Raw genomic sequence first — 25507 nt, 5'->3', positions numbered from 1 at the left:
GGCTACCCGGCACGCGACGGTGCGATCCGTCGCATCATCCGGGTGACTCCGGTGTGCAGTGCTTCAAGAACGCCCACGCCACGCAGCGCATCGCAGGCGTAGCTCGGTGCATCACGGAAGTTCAGCGCTTCACCGAGCGCATCTGGTGTCAGGATCATCTCGGCCGGCAGGTCTTGCTTGTTATAGAGCAGGACGAGCGGGACATCGCGGAAGTCACCTTCCCGATCGAGCAGCTGCCCCTCGAGCGCACGCAACGCGTCGACATTCTCGTTGAGGCGTGCCGCCTGGCTGTCCACCACGAAGAGAATGCCGTCGGCGTCGGAGAGGACGAGTCGTCGGGTGGCGTCGGCGTGCCGTTCGGCCGGGACGCCATACAAGTTGACTCGTGCCTGCCAGCCGGAAATGCGGCCGAGATCGAGCGGAAGCCAGTCGAGCAGCGGCACACCCGATGGCGGCGAGCCGAGCGGAAATCGCTCGCCGATTCGTGCCGGCGCCACGCGATCCTGGACACAGCGCAGGATGGAGCTCTTGCCGACGCGCGCTGCACCGAAGACGACCAGCGTGGCGGTGATTTCCTGGCGGTCAACCACGATGCGCGCCATCAGTTCCGCCCGAAGAGCGCGCGAAGCGACTCGTCGAGTTCGCGTTCGAACCCCTCAGCGAGCACTTCGCGCACCGGCACCGTGACCGGGGCCGCGGCGACAAGACGCTCGGTGAACCGCGTGAAAAAGAGTCGCACTAGGCCGACCGACGATTCGCGACCAAATACCACCAGCCCGATCCAGCGACCACGGGGAGTATCGAAGCCCGCCAGCCAGACGCCTTGCGCCTGCCCCTGATGCACGATGACCCCGAACCCGTGCTCGGCTCCGACGACGTTGGCGAGTTCACCGGTAGTCGCGAGAATGCCGGCGCCCAGCGCAGCGGCTGCCATCACGTCGAGTGAGCGCGTGAAGCCGTGCTGCGCGATCACCTGCCCCGAGCTGGTCATCACCAGCGCGAGTCGCGCCGATGATTCGCGCAGGAATTCGGCGAGCGGGTCTGCCACCCACGGCTCCAATACGCGCATCAGGTCAGCACCACGGCCAGATCACCGAGGAGGAGGCGAAGGCGACCGAGCTCAACGGTGGTGTCGGTTACCGCCACGAGCCAGAGCGGGTCGGCACCGGCCACCGCGAAGAGGGTGCCCGATTCGGCGGTGATGTGTACCCGAGTTGGCGGCGCACAATGCATCGCGCGTGCGGTACGCTGAGCGCGAGAAATGACTGATGCGGCAAACGCCGCCACGTCGGTCGTCTCGAGGCCGTCCATCGCCGACTCCGCGACCACGAGCCCGTCATCCGAGGAGACGATCAGCGCGCCGCGCACCCCGACGATGCCGGTGATCTCACGCAACATCCCTTCCCAGCGTGGAATGCTCATCAGGAGTGGCCCAGCCATTCGCGGGCCGCATCAGCCGCGCGCGCAGTCGAGGCGAGCAGCCGGCCGGGAGGCGTGGTGGCGGAGCGGCGCACCAGCAGCGTCGCATCCGCATCAATGCTCACCAGCGCCACGCGTGCGTCGGCACCTTCAAGGACCAGATGCTGCCAGGCCCCAAGTCCGAGAAATCGCGTCGCGCGGATTGCTTCCCGCGCCAGCCCGGAGGCCTCGGCTGCTGCGGCATCCGCCTCGGGTTCGCCAGTGCCAGGGCCGACACCACCGGTGAGTCGCATTCCCTGCGCATCGAAGAGGAGAAGCCCACTACCGAGTTCGTCGAGACGGAACGTCTCGGCCGACGGCCCTGGGGTTGCCGAACGAACGCGGTCGAGCGCTGCGATGATGGTGCTATCGTGCGGCGATTGCATGGCGGCGGCTTCGAGGTGGCGCTCGGCCGTGACCATATCCCGGGCCCGGAAGGCGATGAACGCCAGGCCCTTGAGCGCGCCGACATGAGCGGGCTCGATTTCAAGCGCGGCGTGCCAGGAGCTGATCGCTGGCGCATCCTCCCCCTGGTCGGCGCGGATTCGCGCCAGCAGGTCGTGCGCATCCGCCAGTGCCGGGTACCGAGCAAGTCCGGCCATGGCCACCGTCGCGGCAGCTTCGAGTTGGCCGCGCTGACGCAGGCGCTCGCCGAGATCGAGAAAGGCGAGGCCCTGCGTGGTGCTGGGAAGTCTCGGAGTCGAATCAGTCACGGCTGTCGCGAAGCGCCTCCACCATAGTCTGGGCGGCGCGGGTCAGCGACGCAGCCTCGTCGGCCCGGGTCGGATCTGCCGCACGCCACGCCTCCCACGCGCCGATGGCGCGATCGAACCTTCCCGCCCCCACCTCAGCGAGGCCGAGGGTCCGCCACGCCTCCCCATCGCCAGGGACGGCCTCGACCCGCGCGCGCAGCAACTGCGCGGCGTCATCATACCGCCCTGCCTCGATGGCAGCACGTGCCTCCAGCGAGACATCGGCCGGCGCAGCGGCGAGTTGAAGTATAGCGGCGCCCTGCATCGCCCGAACGCGAGCGGCCACGGCATCAAGCGGCTCGTCGAGGGCGGCGGCGAGGGCCGCGACGTTGCGGATGCCGTCGACGGCATCCAGCAGGCGCCAGTCAAGCGGGTCGAGGGTGGGGAGTTCGCCAGCTGCGAGCTGGTCTGCCGGCGCAAAGGCGGGCACCGCGCGGAATTCGTCCAGCTCGCCGGCGAGGTCCACGCGACGCATCTCGGACTCTACCACGTCGAGCACCAGCGCATCGGGCGACACATTCAGTGGCCCCGGCGGTACCGGGCCCTCGGTGAAATCGAAACGCCCGCGAGACCAGTGCAGCATTGCACCGAGCGCCGCACTCGCGAGTCGAGAGCGCAGGGCATCGCGCACCGAGGGTGCAACCGTCGCCGGACCATCTTCCGGATCGTTGCTCGCAAGCGCTCGGGCGATCAACCCCTCATCGACCGCTGCATCGCTCGCTTCCGGCTCGAGTGCCACGACAACACCATCGAGCAGCCAGAGCGTGCGCGGTGCCGTCGGATCGGGGCCGGTGACCCGCAACGTACCGCTCCGCTGGCCACGCTGCAGCAGCTGCAGCACTTCCACGAGAGAAATTTCACTCAACGGTCCGTGCATCGCGCCCTAGCTTCCCGAGAACAGGGTCGCGAGTTCGCGCGCCGAACGTGCGTGGCGCTTGCTCATCGCCCCGAGGACACTCTCGCCGTCAGCCCGTCCGACGGCCTCCCAATCCGCGAGTGCATCGGAGTAGCGGCGGAGCTTGGCGAGCACGACACCGCGATGGAAGAGCGCCGCCGTGTGCGCAGGTTGACGCACGAGCACCTGATCGAAGACGGCGAGCGCCTCGCCGAGGTGCAGCGTTTCAAGCAGCGAGCGGCCGAGGGCGAGCAACACTTCATCGGTGGCGGCAGCAGTGCCGGCAGACCGCTCCGGGGCAACCTCGAGTAGTTCGCCGCGCCGGCCGTTCTCGAGCAGCCACACTTCCGGGACGAACCACGGCGAGCACTGCAACCCTCGTCGCGTCGCTTCCACCGCAAGGGTGTGCGCGCCGAGGCGTTCGTGTGCGAGGCCCAGCGTGAAATGGGCGCGGGCCATCGCCGGCTCAACGGCGACCGCGGCCGTCAGCAACGGCACGGAGGCAGCGGCCTCGCCACCCAGGTACGCCAGATAGCCGGCGAGATAAAGCAGCGGAGCAGCACCTGGAAAGGCGGCGAGCGCATCACGAAGCAGGGCACGTGCGCCCAGAGTCTCGCCGCGTCGGTGCCAGGAGAGGGCCCGGTCGTGAATGGTCGCGATGGCCGGTGCATGCGCCACCTGGCCCCACGCTTCGTCGGCCGCGGCACGTTCACCCCGTTCCTCGTGCAGCACGGCGAGTCCGTTCCACGCGGCAGGGGCGTCGGCGCCGTCGCTGGTGGCAGCCCAGTAGCACGCCTCCGCCACCGCAAACGCGCCCTGCGAGTGCGCCGCGACCGCAGCCGCGAGCGGATGGGTTACGCTGTGAGCATTCTGGTTCGAGGGATGGCCTGAGGGGAGCGCCAGCAGCAGCTGGTCGGTGCGACCCACGGCGAGGCGCTCGAGCGTTCGCCATGCCGCGCGCGGCGCCCCGGGAAGCGTCACAGCATGCCGCACGGCGTCGAGAGCGATCGTCATCGCGCCGCGCCGTGCCGCGAACCACGCGAGGTTGGTCAGCGTCGCCGCATCGGCGGCACCGAGGCGTTGCACCAGCGCAGCGACGATCGTGGCGTCGCGCGGTCGGGGCGCCGTCATGCTAGTCGAGCCGGATTGCCTCGAGAATCGCCTTGATCGAGGCGTGGTCGGGCATCAACAGGAATGCCCCGGTCAAGGGATTCTCGTTGCCCTCGGCACGGAAGGCGGTATCGACACAGAAGAGGAGGTCACTGACGCTCTCGTTGGGGTCGACCGTGGACGCGATGGCAAGCGCGGTCGGCCCGACCGTGAGCGATGGCACCGATGGCAGGAGCATCATCCCCATGAAGTTGCTCAGTGCGGTGAGATAGGCCGAACAGACGATGTTGCCGACCTCCTTGAGGCCGGACTGCTCCAGCTCGCCGAGCGCGCGCGGCGGGCCTACCGGTCGGCGAAGAATCAGATCGCAGAGCCGGGTGGCATCTTGCTCGCCGAATGTCAGGAGCGCCCGGCCGGTCAGATCCCCGAGCATCCGCATCGACACGACGGCGACGTGATCGCCGAAGGTCGCCAGCATCTGGGGGACTTCGCCGTAGTTGACGCGACGCACCTGTGGCACCGAGATCATGATCCGGCGATCGGTCAGCTGCGAGAGCGCCGTCGCGGCGTGCCCTGCGCCAATCGTGGCGACTTCGCGCAATCCGTCGCGCCGCAGCGTTTCGATATCATCCGACGAAGCCATACCAACTCCAGGCTGAAGAAAGACCATCCATCCTCCACCAACCATCATCCATCATCCGCGAAGGATCAGGGAAGATGGATGATGGATACCTACACAACACTGGCCAGATCGAGGAGTAACGCTGGCCTGCCATTGTCGAGCACCGCGGCGCCCGTAATCCAGCGTGGCATCCCCTTCGGTCGCTCAAGCGGCTGCACCACCGCATCGACCTGTCCGAGCACCGCATCGGCGAGGAGTGCGACACGCTGCCCGTTCGCCTCGAAAACCACCGCCGGCCGGCGCCCCGGTGCGACCTCGCCCCGATACAACAGCAGTCGGCGCAGATCGACCACCGGAATCGTGTCGCCATCGTGCTCGATCACCGAGCGGCCATCGACCTGCCGAATCGCTCCCGGGTCCCAGGCAATCAGCTCCGCCACATGCGTCAACGGCATCACGTACCGCTCCTCCCCGATGCCGGTCACCAGCGCCCGAACGATGCCGAGTCGCATCGGCAGCCGCAGCGTGAAGACGGTGCCCTTCCCCGCCACGGTCGTCAACGAGAGGGCCGCGCCGATTTCGTGCAATCGGGACACCACCACGTCGAGTCCGACTCCGCGCCCCGAGACTTCGGTGACGGCAGTGGCGGTGGAGAAGCCCGACCGGGCCAGTACCGCCAACAATCCATCATCGGACAGCGTCGACCCTTCTTCGAGAATACCCTGGCTGCGGGCCTTCGCGGCCACCTTCTCCCGATCGATCCCGCGACCGTCGTCCGTCAGCTCCACCACCACCGCATCGCGATCACGCCGGGCTCGCACGGTGAGCCGTCCAGTCGGGCGTTTGCCGGCGGCCCGACGCTCGTCCGGCGTTTCGACGCCATGATCGAGCGCGTTGCGAATCAGATGCATCAGTGGTTCAGGCAGCTGGTCGAGGACGGCCCGGTCGACCTCGAGCCCTTCACCCGACACTTCGACCGTCACTTCCTTGCCCAGCTGACGCGCGAGGTCCCGGATCTGTGGCGGCAGCCGCTCGAAGACTTCGGTGAGCGGTGCCAGGCGAACGTGAAGAATCCGGTCCTGCAGATTGTCGAGTCGATGCGCCATCACCGAGGCGGCACGCGCCACCGGGGAAAGCGCGTCGGCCGAGGCGTGGCGCTCCAGGTCCTGCCGCGCCGTGACCAGCCCGCCGAGGTCGCTGAAGAGCGCATCGAGTCGGTCGATATCGACGCGGACAATGCGCGGCGCCGCCGGAGCGTTGATCCCGACCACCGCTTCCCCGCCCTCACCCACCACCGCGCGCTCGCACGCCGCTGCGATATCGTCGAGGCCGCGCTCGAGCTCACGCAGCCAGCTGCGGTCGGGAATCCGTACGCCCTCGCGCACCGTGGCCAGTGAGGACTCGGTGGTGTGGGTGAGGTCGGACACCGCCGTGAAATCCAGCGAGGCGGCCATTCCCTTGATGGTGTGCAACACGCGGAACACTTCTTCGGCGTGGCTGGTGTCGGTCGGCGTGTCGAACCACGCCGACATCGTGCGCCGTGCCCCGCCGAGCATCGAGCGGGCTTCGGCCGCGAAGAGCGCGACGTAGCGCGCCCGCCGCGCGTCGGTCATCCCTCGAGGACGCGCTTGACGGCTTCGAGTACCCGGGCCGGCTGGAACGGCTTCACCACGAAATCCTTGGCGCCTGCCTGCACTGCTTCGACCACCAGCGCCTGCTGCCCCATCGCGCTGCACATCAGGATCTTCGCGCTCGGGTCGCTGGTGCAGATGGCGCGGACCGCGTCGATGCCGCCCATATCGGGCATCACGATGTCCATCGTGACGAGGTCAGGCTTGAGCGCCTTGTAGCGTTCAACGGCCTGCAAACCGCTCTCGGCTTCGCCAGCAATCTCGTAGCCGGCCCCGGTCAGGATGTCGGCGATCATGGTGCGCATGAAGATGGCATCGTCACAAATCAGAATCCGCTGGGCCATCGGTCCTCCGGCGACAAGTGTCAGGCAAAGATCGCGTGGGCGACCTGAATCAGATCCAATGTTGCAAGCCCCGTGCGCGGCTCGGCGTTCAGTTCCACGACACCATCGACGGCCAGGGCAAAGCGGCGGCCTTCCGCTTCGACCACGACGAGTTCCCCCGCCCCACCCGCATCTCCCGGAAGATCGAGCGACCGGACCGGGTCCGCCACCGTGATGATCCGGCCCCGGTGGTTCACCATCCCGCGCACGGCCGGCACCGCACCAGGGACGCGGATGATCAGGGCATCCCGCAAGACCTCCACGACTCCCGCGACCGGAATGAACCAGCGGACCCCTGCCACCCGGACCACCAGTCCGGCAACGGCCGGGAGCTCCTCAGCCATGCTGGGTCTCGAAACCGATGGCAGTGAGTGCTTCCTCCCGCGACGGCAACACCCCTGGCCCGGCGGCCGTCTCCAGCAACGGCCAGAGATCGACCGGCCAGGGAGAGGTCAGGCGGATCGGCTCCCCGCTTATGGGATGGCGGAACGCCAGAAGCGCGGCGTGAAGTGCCTGCCGGGGAGCCAGCGAATCGAGGTGCCTGGCCTGGGCCCGCCCGACCCCGGAAATGCGCTTCCAGCCACCGCCGGCATAAACCGGATCACCGACAATGGGGTGACCAATCGATTCGAGGTGGACGCGTATCTGGTGGGTCCGACCGGTGTGGAGCTCGAGGCGAACCACCTCGACCGGTCCGAGATGCGCAATCCCGAAAGCGTCCGTCTTGGCCGGGCGACCATCGGGGAGAATCGCCATCCGCTTGCGGTCGCGCGGCGAGCGCCCGAGCGGCGCATCGATGGTGATCTTCGGCTCGTCCAGGTGGCCCCAGATGAGCGCGGCATAGACCCGGGCCACCTTGCGTGCCGCGATCATCGCGCCGAGGCGACGATGGGCGAGCTCGGTCTTCGACACAATGATGAGACCACTCGTCTCACGGTCGAGTCGGTGCACGATCCCTGGCCGGCCTTCAGCGCCGCCGGCGAGCGTGGTGCCACGCGCCACAAGCGCATTGACGAGCGTGTCGTCCCAGTGACCGGGAGCAGGATGAACGACCAGCCCCGCGGGCTTATCGATAACCGCGAGATCGTCGTCTTCGTAGACGACGGTGAGCCCGATCGGATTGGGCGTGAAGGTGCGCGGCGCTTCGTTTTCCGGAAAGGTGACTTCAACCAGATCGCCGCGCTGCATCAGCCGCGAAGCGCGCGCGACCACGGCGTTGACCGTGACGGCCTTGTCGGCCACCAGGCGGGCCGCGACGGTCCGCGACATCTGCAATTGATCGGCGAGGAAGCGGTCGAGCCGCTCGGTACTTTCAACCAGGACGCAGAGGTTCAAGTGGGCGGTACGACGGCTGCTGCTCGCCGCGCGTCCTCGCGCCAGAGCGACAGCGCCAGCGCCACGGCCCCGCAGGAGACGGCGATGTCGGCAACATTGAAGGTCGGCCAGCGCGGCAGCCCCGCGACCCCTACATCAATAAAATCCACCACGCCGCGCGGCGAGATGAAGCGATCAATCAGGTTCCCTGCCGCACCTCCCGCCACGAAGCCGAGGGCATAGAGTCGCAGGCGATCGGCCACGGCCGTCTCGCGCCACATCCGGAAGAGAAAGACGATCGCGACCATCGCCACGACCATGAAGATCCAGCGCGAGTAGTCGCCGAGATTCAGTCCGAATGCCGCGCCGGGGTTGTGTACCAGACGGAGTTGCGCCGTCTCGCCCACCACCGAAATGCTCTCGCCAGCGCCCAGGGCGCGCTCGGCAAGGATCTTGGTGATCCGGTCGAGCACGACCACGATTGCCACCAGCCCCCAGAACGGGGGCCGTCGATCAGCGCCGCTTGCCATCCTCTTCCTTCTCCTTGCAAGAGATGCAGAGCCGCGCGTGCGGCAGCGCATCGAGTCGTTCGAAATCGATCTTGGTGCCGCACTGATGGCAGTTGCCGAACTTCTCTGGCTGATTGTACAGCCGGCGAAGCGCCTCGTTCAGGTGCCAGAGGTAGCGCCCTTCCTGCGATGCGAAGAGATACTGCTTCTCGCGCTCCATGGCGTCGGTCCCCTGATCGGCCATATGGAAAGAGTACGACGACAGATCGCCGTCCGACCCCTGCAACGTCGAATTGAAGGCCTCGTCGTAGTAGCCGAGTTCCTTCATCACGCGGGTGCGCTCCTCGAGCAGCCGTCCCTCGAGGTGCTTCAGCTGAGTCTTGGTCACGATTCATCCACACGTTCTGGGCCGGAAGCGGTCCGGCCGTCCCCGATGTGCCGTACCGCGAGCACGGCATTCTGTCCGTCGATCACGACCGACTCCACCCGGTCGGGCTGCACCAGCGCACTACCCACCATCAGCTCGCGAGCGAGCGTTTCGCCAGCAATGTATTCGGCGTGCTCACGGGCCGCCGCCAGCACCCCGTCGTCGCCGGTAACCGATGCCTCGATCCGCATCGAGACATCGAACCCCGCGTCCTTCCGGAGTCGCTGCAGCCGGCTCACGACTTCCCGCGCCACCCCTTCGCGTGCCAGCTCCGGCGTGACCATCGGATCGAGCGCCACGACGTAGGCTCCTTCACTCGCCACCGGCCAGTCGGTCACGACCTCCCGCTCCACCACGACATCTTCCGGGAAGATCTCGAAGTTCCCGGGCACGCTCTCACCGCGTTCCAGCTGTTGCAGCTGCTCGCGCGTGAGGGTGGCAACGTACGCCACCACCGCCTTGACCTCGGCCCCGAAGCGCTTGCCGAGGGTGCGAAAGTTCGCCTTCCCGCGGAGTCGCACCAGATCTTCGTCCGACGATACGACGTCGATCGCCTTGACATTGGTTTCGCTCGCCAGCAAGGGCAGCAAGGCGTCGAAATCCGGGCCACGCACGGCTGCCGGCACCGCCACCTTGATGCGGGCAAGCGGCTGCCTGACCTTGAGCGATGCGGTTTCCCGCGCGGCCCGGCCGAGTGAAGCGAGTCGACGGACCGCATCCATCGCGAGGTGCCGACCGGCGTCGTGACGTCCGTGGACGACCGGGAAGCGCGCGAGATGCACCGACGTCCCCTGCAGTGCCCGGTGGAGCCAGTCGCTCACGAAGGGCGCGGCCGGGGCAAGCAGGACCGCCACGGTGGTCAGCACTTCCTGGAGCGTCGCGACCGCGGCGGCGTCGGCGTCCTGATCGGGGGCCCAGAAGCGCGCCCGATTGAGCCGCACGTACCAGTTGGAGAGGTCGTCGGAGACGAAGTCGACGATCGCCCGCACGCCGGTGGTGACATCGTAGTCGTCGAACGCCGCACGGACCGCTGCCGTGGTCGCGTCGAGTTGCCCGAGGATCCAGCGATCGGCAAGCGGTCGCTCGGGCACCGGCGGCGCCCCCTCGGCGCTCCCGGCGTAGAGGGCGAAGAACTGGTAGGTGTTGCGTAGCGTATTGAGGAAACCGCCGGCCGTCTCGACCAACTGGCGCTCGTCAAAACGCCGCGGCTGCCACACCTGCGACGCCATCAGCAGGTAGAGACGCGCCGCGTCCGCGCCGTGCGCGGCGACCAGCGCCCACGGATCCACGACGTTGCCGCGACTCTTCGACATCTTCTGCCCGGACGCGTCGAGGATCAGCTCGTTCACGATCACGTTGCGATACGGCGCCGCGTCGAAGGCGGTGGTGCCAATCGCGAGCATCGAGTAGAACCAGCCGCGTGTCTGGTCGACCCCTTCGCAGATGTAATCGGCGGGGAAGTGCGCCTCGAACTGCTCCTTGTTCTCGAACGGATAGTGCCACTGCGCCCACGGCATCGCTCCGGAATCGAACCAGGTATCGATCACCTCGCGGGCACGTCGCATGGTGCCGCCGCCAGGGGCCGGCCAGGTGACCTCATCGACGAGCGGCTTGTGGACGTCGAGGTCGCCCGTGGCGACGTATCCCGACTTCTCGCGCAACTCCTCGAGCGAACCGATGACCTCAACGTACGACGGATCGCGATCGCTGACCCAGATCGGCAGCGGCGTCCCCCAGTAGCGATCGCGCGAGAGGGCCCAGTCGACATTATTGCCGAGCCACTCCCCGAATCGACCTGTGCCGACTTCGGGAGGATGCCAGGCGATGCCGGCGTTGAGTTCGAGCATCCGTCCCTTCACTGCCGACGTGCGCACGAACCACGAATCGCGAGCGTAGTAGATCAGCTTGCTGCGGCAACGCCAGCAGTGCGGATAGGTGTGCACGTACTGCTCGGTGCGCAGATGCCGCCCGAGCTCCTTGAGCCGGCGAATGATGAGTTCGTTGGTCTCATCCGCAGTAACCAGTTTCCCTTCGAGTTCGGGCCAGGTGGTTCCGACGAATGTTCCGTCGGCTGCCACGGGGCGCAGCAACGCCAGGCCGTGCGTCTGTCCCGCCGCGTAGTCATCGGCGCCGAACGCCGGCGCCATATGGACCAGGCCCGAACCGTCATCGGCAGTCACGAAATCACCCGCCACGACGATCTGGCTCGCCTTGTCGCTCGGCAGTGGCACCACATCGAGCGGTCGGCGATAGCGCAGCCCGGCGAGGTCGCTCCCCTTGATGGTGCGAATCACCTCGACGCCCTCGCCGAGCCACTCGGCCGATTTCTCGACCCGGGCCAGCGCGAGCACGAAGATCCGGCCCGGATGTGCCGGTGCCTGCACTTCGGCGTAGTCGAGATCCGGGTGAACGGCCACGGCGACGTTGCTGGGCAAGGTCCACGGCGTGGTGGTCCAGACCACCAGCTCACGATGGCTGTCGTCATCAAGCGGGAAGGTGACGTAGATCGACTTGTCCCGGACCTCGTCGTACCCCAGTGCCAATTCGTGGCTCGACAGCACCGTGCCGCAACGGGGGCAATAGGGCAGGACCCGATGGCCGCGATAGAGCATATCGCGCTCGTACAGCCGCTTGAGGAGCCACCAGACCGACTCGACATATTCTTTCGTGTACGTCACATACGCGTTGTCGTAGTCGAGCCAGTAGCCGGTACGATTCGAGAGTTCCTGCCACTCCGTCTTGTACGTGAAGACGCTTTCGAGGCAGCGCTTGTTGAACTCGGCAACTCCGAACGCCTCGATGTCTTTCTTGCCGGAGAACTTGAGCTGCTTCTCGACCTCGAGTTCGACCGGCAGTCCGTGCGTATCCCACCCCGCGATGCGGGTGACGCGATGGCCGAGCAGGGCCTGATAACGACAGATCAGGTCCTTGATGGTGCGGGCGAAGACATGGTGAATGCCGGGACGACCGTTGGCTGTCGGCGGCCCTTCGTAGAACACGAACCCCGGCAGTTCCGCATTGGCGGCCTGCACCTGGGCGAAGAGCTGCTCGCGGTCCCAGGTCGCCAGCAGTTCGCGCTCGAGCGCGTCGGCGCCGCCCTCGGGCCAGATCGGCCAGCGGCGCGCGTCGGGAGCAGATGTGGCAGTGCGATCGGTCACGGCATCACGGGTTCGGGTCATTCACGGGCACCGAAGAGCACGGTCCCGAGGCGGAGCAAGGTGGCACCCTCTTCGACCGCTGCCGGATAGTCGCCCGACATTCCCATCGAGAGTTCCGGCAGGGTGTGGCCCCATTTCACCATCGTGTCACGCAAGGTTCTCAGTAGCGCAAAGGTCCCGCGCTGCACCCGCTCATCATCGGTGAAGGCGGCCATCGTCATCAGGCCCTGCACCTGCAGCCGGTCGAAGTGGCGCAGACTGTCGAGCAGCGATGGCAACTCGGATGGTTCGACGCCGCCCTTCTGCGCTTCACCGGAACAGTTGACCTGCACCAGCACCGGCTGCTTGCGCGTCGGATCAGTGCGCCGATGGATCTCTTCCGCGAGTTCGACCCGGTCAATGGAGTGGATCATCGCGAAGCGACCGACCGCGTGACGCACCTTGTTCCGCTGCAAACCACCGATGAGATGCCACTCGATGGCGATGTCGGCGGTGGCGTCCTGCTTCGGCAGCGCTTCCTGGACGCGGTTCTCACCCACCATCGTCAGACCCGCCCCTGCGGCTGCCCGGACGGCTTCGGATCCGTGGGTCTTGGTGACAGCGATGATCCTGGGGTCGTGCTGCCACCCGCCCGCCGCTTTGCGCCCGGCGAGGATGGCCCGCACTTCGGCCAGTCGGTCGGCCAGGGCCGCTTCTGACATAGCCGGTAAATCTAACCGGGGAGGGTTCCGGAAAGGGGTGACTTCAGGGTCGGCCGAGCGGGGTTTCCGGGCCCTTCCGGAGTCGGTCGAGCGCGGCCTGGACCCCGGGCTGGGAGGTCAGCCGGGCGGCGCGCTCAAGGGCGGGAATCGCCCCCGCGGTGTCACCCCGGGCGGCCAGGGCGACGCCTACCTGCGCGTAGGGTAGAGCGATGGTGCTCGCCATCCCTCGGATGTTGGCATCGAGGCGTTCGACATCACCCGCGAAGAGGGTCTGGAAATCCCAGCTTTCAGACATCAGCCGTCGCGTGGTAGCGATATCGAGCGGCGCCCCGCCGGGGCCGGCAGCCGGACCGGCGGCCAGCGCCATGCTGTCGGGGCGAGCCAGCGGCAACCCCACCGCGAGCCCCTGCTGGATCAGCTGTGGCCCGAGTCCGAAGAGCTGTACTGCGGCCGTGACCGACCAGACCACCGGTCGCCGGCCAGCATTCTGACGAAGAATGGCGAGGACCACGAAGTCCTTCCCGTAGATCGCGGTCCCCGCTGGAATGTGAATCGAGCGCCCATCCGGCAGCGGCATTTCGAGGTCCTGCCCCGTCCGCTGCGGCGTGAACGCCGTGATGGTCGCATCGCTGAGGTCGTGGAGCGGTCCGCCAGGCGCAGGCTCCAGCGCGTCTCGCCACACCGTGGCAAGTCGGGCGCGATCGACCGGCTCACGCTTCGCATCGCGGATCGAGCGCATGTACCACGGCGTCTCTGCCAGCGCGAGGCAGACCACGGTGACGTCGCGCCGCACTCCCTCGACCGACTGGGCATACCAGAGCGGGAAGGTGTCGTTGTCACCCCAGGTAAAGAGAATCCCGCCCGGTGGCACCGACTGCAGCAGTGCGCGGGCGAAATCACGCGCAAGTGTCGCCTCTGGCCCACTCCGGCGCGTCGCCGCCCTGGCGTTGAGTACGAGCGGTACCAGGGCGAGTCCAAAGAGCGCGACTGTCGCCGTCCTGGCAGCACCGCGTACTCGCGGCATGATTGATCGCACCAGATCGGCGATACCGATCGCGGCCCAGACGCCCCACGCCACAAAGCTCGCGACGAAGAAGTAGTCTCGCTCACGCACCTCGTGATCGCTGCCGTTGGGCCAGAGATCGTACCCGACTGTCGCCCCGGGCTTGAAGTTCATGTAGACCACGAGCCCGATGCCGGTCACCAGCCACAGCACGAAGAGCAGCCAGAAGCCCGGGCGATCACTCCGATGCTGCGCGCGCGCGCCACGCAGGCCAAGCGAAAACGCCCCGAGGGTAACGAGCAGGCGACCGACCGAGGGAGCGATCGTCACGCCGATCGACTTGGCCCATTGCCAGTCGAAGTACTGGACGTAGTTCGCCATCTGGTAACCGAAGATCGTGAGCGTCCGCCCAGGATTGTTGGCACCGTGGAGGATGGTCGGATCGTCGAGCGGAGTGCGGACGGCGTATTGCTCGCGGCGGATCACGCCGAGCAGCGCGTGCCATGTCGATGGATCGGCCTCATTGAGCCACGGTGCCTGGCGCGCACGAATGAGCAGGAAGAGGTAAGGCGTGATTCCGACGACGGCGATCAGCAGCGCCGTGGCCACAAAAGTCCACTGTCGCGTCCGCACCGCGAAGACCGCCGACGCGAGCACAAGCCCCCCGGCAAACGCTGTCAGTCCCGCGCTTCCCAGTCCGAACGCGATCAGCAAGGCCCACACAGCTGCGACCACGGCAATCCGGGTCCACTCTGCCGCCGCTTCCTCTCGCGTTGCGCGCGGGCGCCACCGTGCCTCTGCGACCAGCCCCGCCACAAGCGCCGGTCCGACCAGCAGTGCGAGCAGGTGATTGCCGATGGAGATGCCACCGAGATAGAGCATCATCAACAACAGCCGCGCACCGTGGGTGGTCTGGCGAACTGCGCGCCAGCGCACGGCGAGCCAAGCCGCGAGCCCGATCGACAACATCGCGATGCTGTAGACCTCGGTCTCGACGGCGTTCTGCCAGGTCGTGAAGGTGAACGCGGTGAGGAGCGCCGCGGCCCCACCCCCTCCCAGTGCGATCACCCGACGGGGAGCCTCACCAACATCCTGATTCATCCGCTCAAGACTCGTGGCGGCCACAAGAAACCAGCATCCGGCCGCCACCGCGCCGCACAGCGCACTCAGCAGATTGAGTCGCCAGGCGTATTCGCCGAACGGAAGCAACGCCCCCCACACGTGGGCGATGAGGACAAAGAGTGGGGTGCCGGGCGGATGCGGGATGCCGAGTGTCCGGGCGGCGGCGATGAACTCGCCAGCATCCCAGAAGGTGACCGAAGGCGCCAGTGTCAGCAGGTAGCCGAGCAGGACCAGCGCGGCTGCGAGCCCGGCGGCGCGGTATGGTGGGCGCTCCTCGATCAGGTGACGCCCCGATGCAGCGCCGCCGCGATCGCGAGCGCGTCTCGTGACGCCGCCGGGTCGTGCAGTCGAAAGAGTCTCGCGCCACGGTCATACGCCAGGGCGCAGACGGCCGCGGTCGCACGCTCACGATCATCGATCGGACGACCGGTGGCGTCGCCCAGGAATCGCTTGCGCGAAGGCCCGACCAGCACCGGAGCACCAAGGGCGACAATCGCGTCCAGTTGGCCAAGGAGGTGGAAGTTCTGCTCCGGCGTCTTCGCGAAGCCGAACCCGGGATCGAGGACGATGGCCTCTGGCACAACCCCCGCTGCCGTCGCCGCCGCCTGCGCCACAGCCAGCTCACGAGCCACCGCATCGGTCACGTCGCCAGCGTACTCGGCATGCCGATACGACGCGAGATCACCCAGCGCACCACGCGAATGCGAGAGCACGACCCCTGCTCCACGTGCAGCGACAGCCGCGAGCAACGTCGGATCATGCCGGCCCGCGGTGACATCATTGACGATGACCGCGCCGACATCGAGTGCCGCGAGTGCAGTCGAACTCCTCACGGTATCGACCGAGATCGGCAGCGACGGGAAACGAGCGACAATCGCCTCGATCACCGGAATGACGCGATCCAGCTCTTCGGCTGCATCGATCGGCACGGCACCGGGTCGAGTGGATTCCCCACCGACATCGACAATCGTGGCACCGCCGGCAAGCAGAGCATCTACCTCGCGCAGCGCATCCTCCGCAGAGAGTTGCACTCCACCCCCCGAGAACGAATCCGGCGTGACGTTGACCACTCCGATGATGACGGCGTGCGCGAGCGACTGCACCCCGCCGGCGTGGCGCCACCCGGCACTCGGCTCCGCGGGCATCGCCATCCCGATCGCATTCGCCAACTCGCGCACCGGCTCGGGCTGCACCCATGGCCGCGCAAAGGCGCCGAGTCGGGAGCGCGCCCCCGCGAGAATGATCCAGTCGTCGCCAGTGATGAGCTCGAGGCCGAGGCGCGCGGACACCATCAGCATTGCTTCGATGGTGTCGCTGCTGAGGCCGGTGACGTGGAAGGCGGCACCCTCGAGCCCCGAGGCGGTGAGCCGACACACGTCGCCCTCCCATCCGTGGGACAGGAGGGCGTCACGGATCGCGGTGCCGCGACCCGAGAGTGGAGAAACGATCACGCGCCGGCGGGTTCGGCCGGCGGGGCCCCCAGAATTGGAGCGCGCATGCCGCTGGATTCATTCCGCGGCGCCGCAAACGGCGTCGTCGGGGGTGGCGGTGGTGGCAGCGTCGCGCGCGGCGGCAGCGGCTGGTTCCGCGCGAGCAGGTCGAGATCCTCGCGATCGATCGTCTCGCGATCGAGCAGCGCGAGGGCAATGCGGTCGAGCAGATCCCGATGCTCGGTGACCAGGCGCATCGCCGTGGCATAGGCCTCGTCGATCAGGCGCTTTACTTCACCATCGACCATCTGCGCCGTCTGCTCCGACGTCTCGCGGCGCGAGCCGAACTCACGGCCGAGGAAGACCTCCTGCTCGCGCTCGCCGATAGCCATCAGCCCGATGACATCGCTCATCCCGAACTGGGTGACCATCCGACGCGCCAGCGCGGTCGCCCGCTCGATGTCGTTGCCAGCGCCCGTCGTGACCGCACCATGGCCGAAGACAATTTCTTCGGCAGCGCGACCGCCGAAGAACATCGCGAGGGAGCCAATGAGCCAGTCGCGGGTGTAGTTGTGGCGATCGGTTTCGGGCAGCGAAGCCGTAAGGCCCAGCGCTCGTCCGCGCGGAATGATGGTGACCTTGTGGACCGGGTCGCTCCCAGCCGTCTTCATTGCGACCACGGCGTGCCCGGCCTCGTGGAAGGCGGTCAGGCGCTTTTCCTCTTCGGTCAGCACCAGCGAACGTCGCTCGACGCCAAGCATGACCTTGTCCTTGGCGTTTTCGAAGTCGCTCATATCGACCGCAGACTTGTTGTTCCGCGCGGCCAGGAGAGCGGCTTCGTTGACAAGGTTCGCAAGATCGGCACCTGCCATGCCCGGCGTGCCCTTCGCAATGGTGCCGAGCTGCACATCGGCCGAGAGCGGAATCTTGCGGGTATGTACCTGCAGGATCCCTTCGCGCCCCTTCACATCAGGTGCATCGACCACGATCTGCCGATCGAACCGGCCCGGCCGCAGCAACGCCGGATCGAGGACGTCCGGACGGTTGGTCGCGGCGATCAGGATGACGCCGTCGTTCGACTCGAAGCCGTCCATCTCGACCAGCAGCTGATTGAGCGTCTGCTCGCGCTCGTCGTGACCGCCACCGAGGCCTGCGCCGCGATGCCGCCCGACTGCGTCGATTTCGTCGATGAAGATGATGCACGGGGCGTGCGCCTTCCCCTGCTCGAACAGGTCACGCACCCGCGAGGCACCGACACCCACGAACATTTCCACGAAGTCGGAGCCCGACATCGAGAAGAAGGGACGCCCGGCCTCACCGGCGACGGCCTTCGCGAGCAGCGTCTTGCCGGTGCCCGGAGGCCCCACCAGCAAGGCGCCCTTGGGGAGGCGTCCGCCGAGGCGGGTGAACTTCTGCGGATCCTTGAGGAACTCGATCACTTCCTGCAGCTCGACCTTCGCCTCGTCGGCGCCCGCGACATCGGCGAATGTCAGTTTGGGCGTATCGCCGGTCAGGAGCTTCGCCTTGGACTTCCCGAAGGCGAAAGCGCGGTTGCCGCCGGCCTGCATCTGCCGGAAGAGGAACCACCAGATCACGATGATGACCACCCACGGCAACGCCTGCAGCAACAGCAGCGTGAGGCCGCCCTTGGCCTCTTTCGCCGTGATATTCACGCCAGCCTGTTCGAGGCGCTGCATGAACTCGTAGGAATTCGCCACCGGCAGCAGCACGGTGAAGACCTTCACCTGACGTGTCTGCTGCAGGACGGGCGTGCGGAACTCGCCCTTGAGCACCTTGCCATCGACGATCTCGACCGCGCTGACGTTGCCGCCGTCGAGCTGGCGCGAGAATTCGGTGTAGGTGAACTCGCTGGGCGAGCGCTGCTTCTGCATGTACTGGAACAACGCCAGCACGATGAGCACCCCGAGCGCCCAGAGAGCAAGCGTCTTGCTCATGGCACCCAGGTTGTTGGACGGCGGGCGAGGCACATTGCGGTCTGGCATCAGATCAGGTCACCGATAAACGGGAGATGGCGAAAGTCTTCCGCGTGATCCAGGCCGTAGCCGACCAGGAAGGCGGGCGGTGCCGGGAAGCCCACCCAGCGCATCTGGGGGATCGGCTCCGGCAACAGATTCTTGTCGAGCAGAGCGCACACCGCCACCGAGGCCGGGTTGCGCGCTTCAAGCAACTTCAACAGGTGGATCATCGTCCGCCCACTGTCGATGATATCCTCGACAATGAGGATGTGCTTCCCTTCGAGCGGCGTCTCCGGGTCGTAAAGCAGGCGCACCGTGCCGCTCGACACCGTGCCGCTGCCGTATGAACTCGCCACCAGAAAATCCAGATGCAGCGGACGGTCGATCTGTCGCACCAGGTCGCTCAGGAAGATGAAGCTTCCCTTGAGCAGCCCGAGCACCAGCAGGTCACCATCCGGATATGCCGCCGTGATTTCGGAGCCGAGCTGACGCACCCGATCGGCGATCGTGGCCTCATCGAGGACGATCCGCAGTTCACGGCCGCCTGCGCGGCGCTTCATTTCAGGCGAGAGCACAGTCGACATGCAGGGCCTTGGTTCCTGGTTCTGGAATGCACGCATCCGCTCGGCAGATGCCCGGTACCCACACGATCGTCGCGCTGGCCACTTCGGCAACGATCGGCCATTCTGGCCGACGCCCTGCCGGTACTCGTGCTTCTCGAAGCAAGACCGAGACCGCGCGGCTGCCCTGTCCTTTGAGGGGACGAATCCGGTCGCCTCGTTGCCACGCGCGGGCGAAATATTTCCCGCTGACCAACTCGGCACTCCAGCCACCACGGTCGCTGGGCGTCGCCATTCCTTCATTCACCTTGAACTCGGCCGAACCCACGCGAATCAGGCGCCCCGCCTCCAGCTGAACCGCTTGCCGCATCGGCCTCGCTGAAATCCTGAACGTCAGGCGCCCATCGAACAGTTCCGCCTCGAAACGGGCAGCGAGCGACACGCTCCCCTGACCTCCCTGCAGCAGCTGGTCGATCGCCGCGAGACGACGCCGGCCGATGGGGACGCCGAACCGCCGCCCCAGGGCTGCCAGGACGGCGTGACGCACGCCTGAACGATAGTCCGACAGGGGGGGAGCGGCAACGGAAATCGCGTCAGAATCTGCCCGGAGGTCGAGCGCTGGAAGGAGCGCCGGAATGTCATCCCAGCCGGCTCTGGCGGCCGCAGCTTGCCGAGCGGTCTCGAGGAGCCTCGCCTCAAGGTCGGGGAGCCGGTCGCGCAGCAGCGGCAGGACACTCCCCCGAAGCCAGGAACGGAGGTGCCGTGGGTCGCTATTGGCGGGGTCGGTCCATCCGGTCAAGCCTCGATGCCGGAGATGGTGGGTCAATTCGCGCCGGGTAACACCAAGCAGCGGCCGGACCCAGATACCCGAGCGGCCCGCCATTCCTGCCAGTCCGGCCGGACCGCTGCCGCGCAGTACCCGCAGCAGCACCGTCTCGGCCTGATCGTCGGCGTGGTGGCCGAGCACGACCACGCCCGCCCCGCAATTGGTTGCCATCTCCTCCAGTGCAGCTCGACGAGCCACCCGGGCGCGGGTTTCCGATGCCAAGGGCCCGAGTTCGAGTCGGACGCGATGGAACGGAATACCACGCTCCGCTGCGGCCCGTTCGACGGAATCGGCCACCGTGGCGCTTCCCTGGGCGATGCCGTGGTCGATATGACCGACAACAAGAGGGCGACCGTGCTGTTCATGCGAGAGGTGAAGCAGGTCGAGCAACGCAAGCGAATCGGGGCCACCCGAAACCGCGACCAGACAGGTCGCCCCGGGCGGCGAGAGTCGATCGAGGGCCGCGCCGACTCGCGTGACAAGTGTCATACTGGTTCGAACGGCTCCATATGGACCAGCACGTTCTCGACCGACGGCACCGCCCGGCGGATTGCCGTCTTGACGCAACCGCTGAGGATGTGCGAATCGTGGAGCGACATTGCCGGATCGGCCTGGACATGCAGATCGACGAAGTAACGCGTTCCGACTTTGCGTGCTTTCAACTTCTCGATCATCTGGACGCCATCGACCGTTTCGGCGGCCTCGGCCACCCGATGCAGCAGGGAGGTGTCGGGGGCGCCATCCATCAGTTCGTGTACGGCCGGGCGCAGGATGAACGCGGCGTTGACACCGATCACTGCCGAAGCAAGCATCGCCGCGGCCGCATCGCACCACTCGTAGCCCACGCCGCCAATCAACGCCGCCGAGATGCCGATGAACGCCGCGCCGGAAGTGATCGCGTCGGCGCGATGGTGCCAGGCATCGGCGTGCACTGCCTGGGACTCGACGTCGCTTGCGACACGGAAAACCCGGCGCGCGAGCAACTCCTTCACAACCATCACCCCGATGAGCACGAGCAGGGTGTAGGGCTTCGGCGCGTGGTGCGGATCCCGGATCTGATCGACCGCCTTCACCGCGATGCCGAGCGCCGCACCACAGAGCATCAACCCGACGGCGGCCGCAGCGAGTGGCTCGGCCTTGCCGTGGCCGTACGGGTGATCGTCATCTGCGGATCTCGCGGAGAGACGGAGTGAACCCCACACCACCAGCGAACCGGCAATGTCCGCGACTGACTCGACCGCATCGGCGATGAGCGCGTACGAATTGCCGAGGATGCCGGCGACGCCCTTGACGATCGCCAGCAGCGCGTTGACGAGCACGCCCGCGGCCGCGAGGCGGGCGCCATCGGCGAGCTTCGGCGCCGAACGCGTCACCACCGAGATGCCATCATGGTGAGAGTCGTCCGCGGACCCAGTCACCATCGCCGATCCGCTGATAGGTGATTCGGTCGTGCAGGCGACTCGGCCGCCCCTGCCAGAACTCCATCTCCTCCGGCACAACACGGAAGCCGCCCCAGTACGGGGGCAGCGGGATCTCGCCGTTCGCGAACGCTGCGGTGAGTTCCTCGACCTTCGATTCGAGTTCGCGACGGTCCTTGAGCGGCGCGCTCTGATGCGAGGCCCAGGCGCCGATGCGCGACCCTTCGGGCCTGCTATGGAAGTAGCTCGCCGATTCCTCACCGCTCAATCGCTCCACCGCGCCACCGATCCGGACCTGCCGTTCGAGTTCGGCCCAGTGGAACACCAGCGCCGCGCGCGGATTCTGCGCCAGCTCCTCGCCTTTCCGCGACCGGTAATCGGTGAAAAAGAGGAAGCCACGAGCATCCACACCTTTCAGCAGCACGATGCGCGCGCTCGGGCGACCCGTGGCATCGGACGTCGCGAGCGTCATGGCGTTCACTTCGAGCAGATCCGCCTGTCGCGCTTCAGCGAACCAGCGGCTGAACTGCTCGAGCGGGTCGAGGGAGGTGCTGACCTCATCTAGCGCGGCACGCGCGTAGTCACGGCGGAGTTCGCTGATCTTCACTGGCGGAGCTCCCGGAGCTGGTGTTCCACTCGCACCAGCCGGAACCCGCGCGCGAGATAGTTTGGCAAGGCAGCGGGGCCGTCGAGGGTGCAGGTATTCAGGATGACGCGCGCGGCCCCGAGCTCCCACGCGCGCTGAACCGAGCGGGTGAGCAGCCAGCCTCCGAGCCCGCGCCCCATCCCCGCGGCAGTGAGGCCGAAATACTTGATCTCGACCACATCACCAAGCAATTCAAGTTCGCAGTAGCCCACGTCAGCAGCGCCGTCGGACAACAGCCAGATCTCCACACCATCACGGTGGATCTCGCTGGCCCAGTCTTCGGCGGTCCACGGCAAACGGTCCTGCCAATGCCAGTCACCACCGACCGAGCGATACATCGAGGCGGCCACTGCTGCCGCCTCGGGCGGTTGCATCCGCCGCAAGACGGCGCCGTCACTGCTCGCGGTACTGGGTCGCAGGGCCGTCGGACCGACAAGTTCGAGATGACTCACCGTCACTGGCACGCGGGCAGTCACGCGGGCAGCACCACACCACCGCAACTGCCAAAGCCGATGGACACTGCTCCGGCACGCTCGGCGTGCGCGTGGAGCGAGAGCTCGTCGCCATCCTCGAGAAAGCGGCGTTGCGTGCCGTCGGGAAGTGTCAGTGGCTCGGCACCGCGCCAGGTGCGTTCGAGCAGACACCCGCGAGACTCCGGAACGCGTCCGGAAATCGTGCCCGTCCCGAGCAGGTCGCCAGCCAGCAGGTTGCAGCCGTTGCTGCCGTGGTGCACGACCAATTGCGAGGGAGTCCAGTACATCGCGTCCGCGAACTCGCCGCGGCTCACCCGGAACGCGGGATCCCGGCGCTCGCGCATCGCGGCGCTGCGGAGTTCCACGTCGAGGGTGATCGCCCAGGTGGCGTCGTCACGGATCACGAGATAGTCGAGCACCGACGGATCATTGCCGGTACGCTCGGGCATCACCACGCGGAACGGACGCAAGGCATCCACCGTGACGATCCATGGGGAGATCGTTGAGGCAAAGTTCTTCGCGAGAAAGGGTCCCAGCGGCTGGTACTCCCACGACTGGATGTCGCGCGCCGACCAGTCATTCAGCAGGACCACTCCGAACAGTCTCGCGGCCGCATCGGCAGCGGTGACTGCGGAGCCGATGGCATTGTTGCCGCCGATGACCAGGCCCAGCTCGAGTTCGTAGTCGAGTGATCGGCTCGGGGCGAAGACCGGACGCTCGGCATCGGGGCCCTTGAGCTGACCACTGGGCCGACGTACTGGCGTGCCGTCGATGACGATCGAGGACGCCCGGCCGTGATAGCCGATCGGCACCCACTTGTAGTTGGGTAGCAACGGGCTATCGGGGCGAAACATCGAGCCGACATTGGTGGCGTGATGGATCGACGCATAGAAGTCGGTGTAGTTGCGGACAGTCATGGGCAACTGCATCGCGAGCGATCGTTGCGGCCGAAGCGCCTGCGTGAGCCTGGGTGCCCAGTGCTCGTCGCTGAGCGCGTCGGAGAGTGCACGGCGCACTGCGCGCCAGTCCACTGGCGTGAGGGTCGCCAGCGGGTTGACATCGCTCGCCTGTAACGCGGCTTGCAAATGCCCTGGCAGATCCGCACCCCAACCCGCGGCAAGCGCCGCCGGGAGGTCGAGCGCCTCATCACCGATGGCGACCAGCAGATGCCCGGAAGCCGCATCGGTCGCACTCACACCGAACGGAAGATTCTGAACTGGGAATTCCGCGTGACCGGCAGCACTCGGCACCCAGCTGCGGCGTGATGCGTCGTGCGTGACATCAAGCTCGCTCATGCGACCGCCAGTGCGCGCAGTTCGTCGACCGGCTCGCGGAAGGAACAGGAGCCGAAGCCGAGAAAGAGTTCACGCCGGACGCGTGCGAGTTCGTCGCCCGAGTAGCGCGAATCACGCCAGGCGATGGCGTCGGCGGAACTCGCGAAGGCCGACGGCTCATCCTCTTCGAGAATCTGCTGCGCGGTTTCACCCTCACCGCCGCGCATCAGTTCCGCTGTGGCCAGCAGGACATTGACGAAACCGTACATCACGAATCGCTCGGAGTGCGCGTCGTAGGTGAGCGGGAATGAGCCGCGCAACGGATGGTGCAGTCCGGCAGTCGCCTTGAAAGGAACTCGCTGCACGGTGCATGCGATCAGAAACTGCGTGAGCGATTCCGGCGACGGAAAGAGCTCCGGCGAGGTTCCGCCCGTGCGGATCTTGCCGAACGCGCCGATCCCTCCGATCGCCTTCACCAACGGGCCGTACGGACCCTCGGCCGGGACCTCCAGAAAGCGCACGAAGCTTGGCGGCACAATCTCGTTCACCACGATCACCTGACCAGCATTGGCCACCCGGTGCTCGATCGCATCGACGATGACACCACGCGCATCCCAGACCGCCTTGAAGGCGTTGACACGATCCATTTCCGTGGGGAGGAGGGCGCCCGTCACCGCGGAGAGGCGCCATGGATCGGCCGGGTCGGCGGTGAGCGCGAGGCGGAGGAACTCCCCCCCAAACTCTTCGAGTCGACTGGCCGCGACAACGAACCGCCCGAGCATTGCACGATCGGGGGAGCGACGGTATTGCTCGAACTGGAGGATTGACTCGGCCATTCCCAGGCTGGCGGGCGGGAAGAGGCCGGCGTAGTCGACGATCCCCCGGAATACCGTGCGCATACCCCCTCCACAACCCGAAACAGGATGAGGCGGGAATCTAAGCGCGGATCATCAACGGCGGCTCAACCGTGCGGCAAATACCGCCGGGTCATTCGTTGACGAGCTCGAGTCGCGGGATGCGACGGAGCCGGGCCAGGCCCTGCGACCGAAGCTGGCAGACCCGCGATTCCGTCACGCCGAGCTCCTCGGCGATTTCCCGGAGCGGGCGCTCTTCGAGGTAGGAGCGGCAGAGCACCAGACGTTCGCGACGCGGGAGCGCGTCGAGTGCCGCGCGCAGCTCACCATTGCGTTCGTCGAGCTCCACCAGACCGTGCATCAGCTCGCCGCCATCGTCTCCCAGCCGGTCCGCGAGCACTCGGCCACCCGGTTCCCCTTCGAGGGAGACCGGCCCCGCGCTTGAGGTGCGCTCGCGCCAGCGGTGGATGGTGCCGTCGTCGACGCCGATGTGGAGCGCGAGTTCACCGGCGGTGGCGGGGCGCCCGAACCGCTGCTCAAGCTCGGCCGAGGCGGCATCCAGCTGCCGGGCGTGGGCGCGATCGGTCCGCGAAAGCGGGTCGCGGGCGCGGAGTTCATCCAGAATCGCTCCCCGGATGCGTCGCATGGCGAACGTCGAGAAGGCGAGGCCGCGGTCGATGTCGAAGCCTTCCATCGACTGGAGCAGTCCGAGAGAGCCGGCCGAGACGAGCTCTTCAAGCGAGACCGCATCTCGAACGCGAGGAGCGACTTCCCGGGCGGCGTGATGTACCAGCCCGAGGTAGCGGCCGAGCAGTTCACGCCGGGCGTCGACATCCCCGGCGTCGCGCCAACGGCGCCAGAGTGCGTCCGTTGTCGTCTGAGTTTGTGCGCGAGGCTGGAGTGGTGGCATGCTCGAAAGTCACGCAAGAGATGCACCACGCCGCACACCACCAAACTGCCAATCT

Annotated in this window: 26 protein-coding genes; all 26 read right to left on the bottom strand. The window is 66.9% G+C overall.

The window, feature by feature from the left end; genetic code table 11:
- Positions 1 to 2 precede the first annotated feature (2 nt).
- The 26 genes from V4558_16340 to V4558_16215 all read right to left on the bottom strand — a co-directional run bounded on the left by V4558_16340 (position 3) and on the right by V4558_16215 (position 25452).
- On the bottom strand, positions 3 to 602 hold the full coding sequence (locus tag V4558_16340) for a GTPase domain-containing protein (protein ID MES2307073.1): 600 nt from the start codon (positions 600 to 602) through the stop codon (positions 3 to 5).
- Positions 602 to 1048, bottom strand: a complete 447-nt coding sequence (locus V4558_16335; protein ID MES2307072.1) for a hypothetical protein — start codon at positions 1046 to 1048, stop codon at positions 602 to 604. Before V4558_16335 ends, V4558_16340 begins: the two co-directional genes overlap by 1 nt.
- A 20-nt stretch (positions 1049 to 1068) precedes the next feature.
- Positions 1069 to 1422 (bottom strand): roadblock/LC7 domain-containing protein, encoded by a 354-nt coding sequence (locus tag V4558_16330; protein MES2307071.1) that lies wholly within the window; start codon positions 1420 to 1422, stop codon positions 1069 to 1071.
- On the bottom strand, positions 1422 to 2171 hold the full coding sequence (locus V4558_16325; GenBank protein ID MES2307070.1) for a hypothetical protein: 750 nt from the start codon (positions 2169 to 2171) through the stop codon (positions 1422 to 1424). Before V4558_16325 ends, V4558_16330 begins: the two co-directional genes overlap by 1 nt.
- The gene (locus tag V4558_16320) at positions 2164 to 3087 is read right to left on the bottom strand and encodes a DUF4388 domain-containing protein (GenBank protein MES2307069.1); all 924 of its coding nucleotides are present in this window, start codon (positions 3085 to 3087) and stop codon (positions 2164 to 2166) included. Before V4558_16320 ends, V4558_16325 begins: the two co-directional genes overlap by 8 nt.
- A 6-nt stretch (positions 3088 to 3093) precedes the next feature.
- Positions 3094 to 4236 (bottom strand): tetratricopeptide repeat protein, encoded by a 1143-nt coding sequence (locus V4558_16315; GenBank protein ID MES2307068.1) that lies wholly within the window; start codon positions 4234 to 4236, stop codon positions 3094 to 3096.
- 1 nt (position 4237) lies between these two features.
- On the bottom strand, positions 4238 to 4858 hold the full coding sequence (locus tag V4558_16310; protein ID MES2307067.1) for a chemotaxis protein CheC: 621 nt from the start codon (positions 4856 to 4858) through the stop codon (positions 4238 to 4240).
- A gap of 89 nt (positions 4859 to 4947) precedes the next feature.
- Positions 4948 to 6450, bottom strand: a complete 1503-nt coding sequence (locus tag V4558_16305) for a chemotaxis protein CheW (GenBank protein ID MES2307066.1) — start codon at positions 6448 to 6450, stop codon at positions 4948 to 4950.
- On the bottom strand, positions 6447 to 6812 hold the full coding sequence (locus V4558_16300) for a response regulator (protein MES2307065.1): 366 nt from the start codon (positions 6810 to 6812) through the stop codon (positions 6447 to 6449). Before V4558_16300 ends, V4558_16305 begins: the two co-directional genes overlap by 4 nt.
- Positions 6813 to 6832: 20 nt before the next feature.
- The gene (locus V4558_16295; GenBank protein ID MES2307064.1) at positions 6833 to 7195 is read right to left on the bottom strand and encodes a chemotaxis protein CheW; all 363 of its coding nucleotides are present in this window, start codon (positions 7193 to 7195) and stop codon (positions 6833 to 6835) included.
- Positions 7188 to 8186 carry an RluA family pseudouridine synthase gene (locus V4558_16290; protein MES2307063.1) on the bottom strand — a complete coding sequence of 333 codons (999 nt, stop codon included), beginning with the start codon at positions 8184 to 8186 and terminating at the stop codon, positions 7188 to 7190. Before V4558_16290 ends, V4558_16295 begins: the two co-directional genes overlap by 8 nt.
- Complete coding sequence (gene lspA, locus V4558_16285; GenBank protein MES2307062.1) at positions 8183 to 8695, bottom strand: signal peptidase II; 513 nt, start codon at positions 8693 to 8695, stop codon at positions 8183 to 8185. The genes V4558_16290 and lspA overlap by 4 nt, the downstream gene beginning before the upstream one ends.
- The gene (locus V4558_16280; protein MES2307061.1) at positions 8679 to 9062 is read right to left on the bottom strand and encodes a TraR/DksA C4-type zinc finger protein; all 384 of its coding nucleotides are present in this window, start codon (positions 9060 to 9062) and stop codon (positions 8679 to 8681) included. Before V4558_16280 ends, lspA begins: the two co-directional genes overlap by 17 nt.
- Positions 9059 to 12280 (bottom strand): isoleucine--tRNA ligase, encoded by a 3222-nt coding sequence (gene ileS, locus V4558_16275; protein MES2307060.1) that lies wholly within the window; start codon positions 12278 to 12280, stop codon positions 9059 to 9061. The genes V4558_16280 and ileS overlap by 4 nt, the downstream gene beginning before the upstream one ends.
- Positions 12277 to 12960: a YggS family pyridoxal phosphate-dependent enzyme gene (locus tag V4558_16270; protein MES2307059.1), complete on the bottom strand. Its 684-nt coding sequence runs from the start codon at positions 12958 to 12960 to the stop codon at positions 12277 to 12279. The genes ileS and V4558_16270 overlap by 4 nt, the downstream gene beginning before the upstream one ends.
- Positions 12961 to 13003: 43 nt before the next feature.
- Entirely contained in the window at positions 13004 to 15292 is a 2289-nt protein-coding gene (locus tag V4558_16265) for a DUF2723 domain-containing protein (protein ID MES2307058.1), read from the bottom strand.
- A 71-nt stretch (positions 15293 to 15363) separates the two neighbouring features.
- Positions 15364 to 16461, bottom strand: a complete 1098-nt coding sequence (gene folP, locus V4558_16260; protein MES2307057.1) for a dihydropteroate synthase — start codon at positions 16459 to 16461, stop codon at positions 15364 to 15366.
- Between the two features lie 71 nt (positions 16462 to 16532).
- On the bottom strand, positions 16533 to 18518 hold the full coding sequence (ftsH, locus tag V4558_16255; GenBank protein ID MES2307056.1) for an ATP-dependent zinc metalloprotease FtsH: 1986 nt from the start codon (positions 18516 to 18518) through the stop codon (positions 16533 to 16535).
- Positions 18518 to 19051, bottom strand: a complete 534-nt coding sequence (hpt, locus tag V4558_16250; GenBank protein MES2307055.1) for a hypoxanthine phosphoribosyltransferase — start codon at positions 19049 to 19051, stop codon at positions 18518 to 18520. The genes ftsH and hpt overlap by 1 nt, the downstream gene beginning before the upstream one ends.
- A gap of 1 nt (position 19052) precedes the next feature.
- A complete protein-coding gene (tilS, locus tag V4558_16245; GenBank protein ID MES2307054.1) occupies positions 19053 to 20366 on the bottom strand; it encodes a tRNA lysidine(34) synthetase TilS in 1314 nt (437 codons plus the stop codon).
- Positions 20363 to 21250 carry a cation diffusion facilitator family transporter gene (locus V4558_16240; protein MES2307053.1) on the bottom strand — a complete coding sequence of 296 codons (888 nt, stop codon included), beginning with the start codon at positions 21248 to 21250 and terminating at the stop codon, positions 20363 to 20365. The genes tilS and V4558_16240 overlap by 4 nt, the downstream gene beginning before the upstream one ends.
- A gap of 13 nt (positions 21251 to 21263) precedes the next feature.
- The gene (gene pdxH, locus V4558_16235) at positions 21264 to 21902 is read right to left on the bottom strand and encodes a pyridoxamine 5'-phosphate oxidase (GenBank protein MES2307052.1); all 639 of its coding nucleotides are present in this window, start codon (positions 21900 to 21902) and stop codon (positions 21264 to 21266) included.
- A complete protein-coding gene (locus V4558_16230; GenBank protein MES2307051.1) occupies positions 21899 to 22417 on the bottom strand; it encodes a GNAT family N-acetyltransferase in 519 nt (172 codons plus the stop codon). The genes pdxH and V4558_16230 overlap by 4 nt, the downstream gene beginning before the upstream one ends.
- A complete protein-coding gene (fahA, locus tag V4558_16225; GenBank protein MES2307050.1) occupies positions 22414 to 23709 on the bottom strand; it encodes a fumarylacetoacetase in 1296 nt (431 codons plus the stop codon). Before fahA ends, V4558_16230 begins: the two co-directional genes overlap by 4 nt.
- A complete protein-coding gene (locus V4558_16220; GenBank protein MES2307049.1) occupies positions 23706 to 24587 on the bottom strand; it encodes a hypothetical protein in 882 nt (293 codons plus the stop codon). Before V4558_16220 ends, fahA begins: the two co-directional genes overlap by 4 nt.
- A gap of 88 nt (positions 24588 to 24675) precedes the next feature.
- Positions 24676 to 25452, bottom strand: a complete 777-nt coding sequence (locus tag V4558_16215) for a sigma-70 family RNA polymerase sigma factor (protein MES2307048.1) — start codon at positions 25450 to 25452, stop codon at positions 24676 to 24678.
- Positions 25453 to 25507 lie beyond the last annotated feature (55 nt).

This window comes from Gemmatimonadota bacterium, assembly GCA_040388535.1.
Taxonomy (GTDB): domain Bacteria; phylum Gemmatimonadota; class Gemmatimonadetes; order Gemmatimonadales; family GWC2-71-9; genus Palsa-1233.
This window is presented reverse-complemented; position numbering and strand designations above follow the sequence as displayed.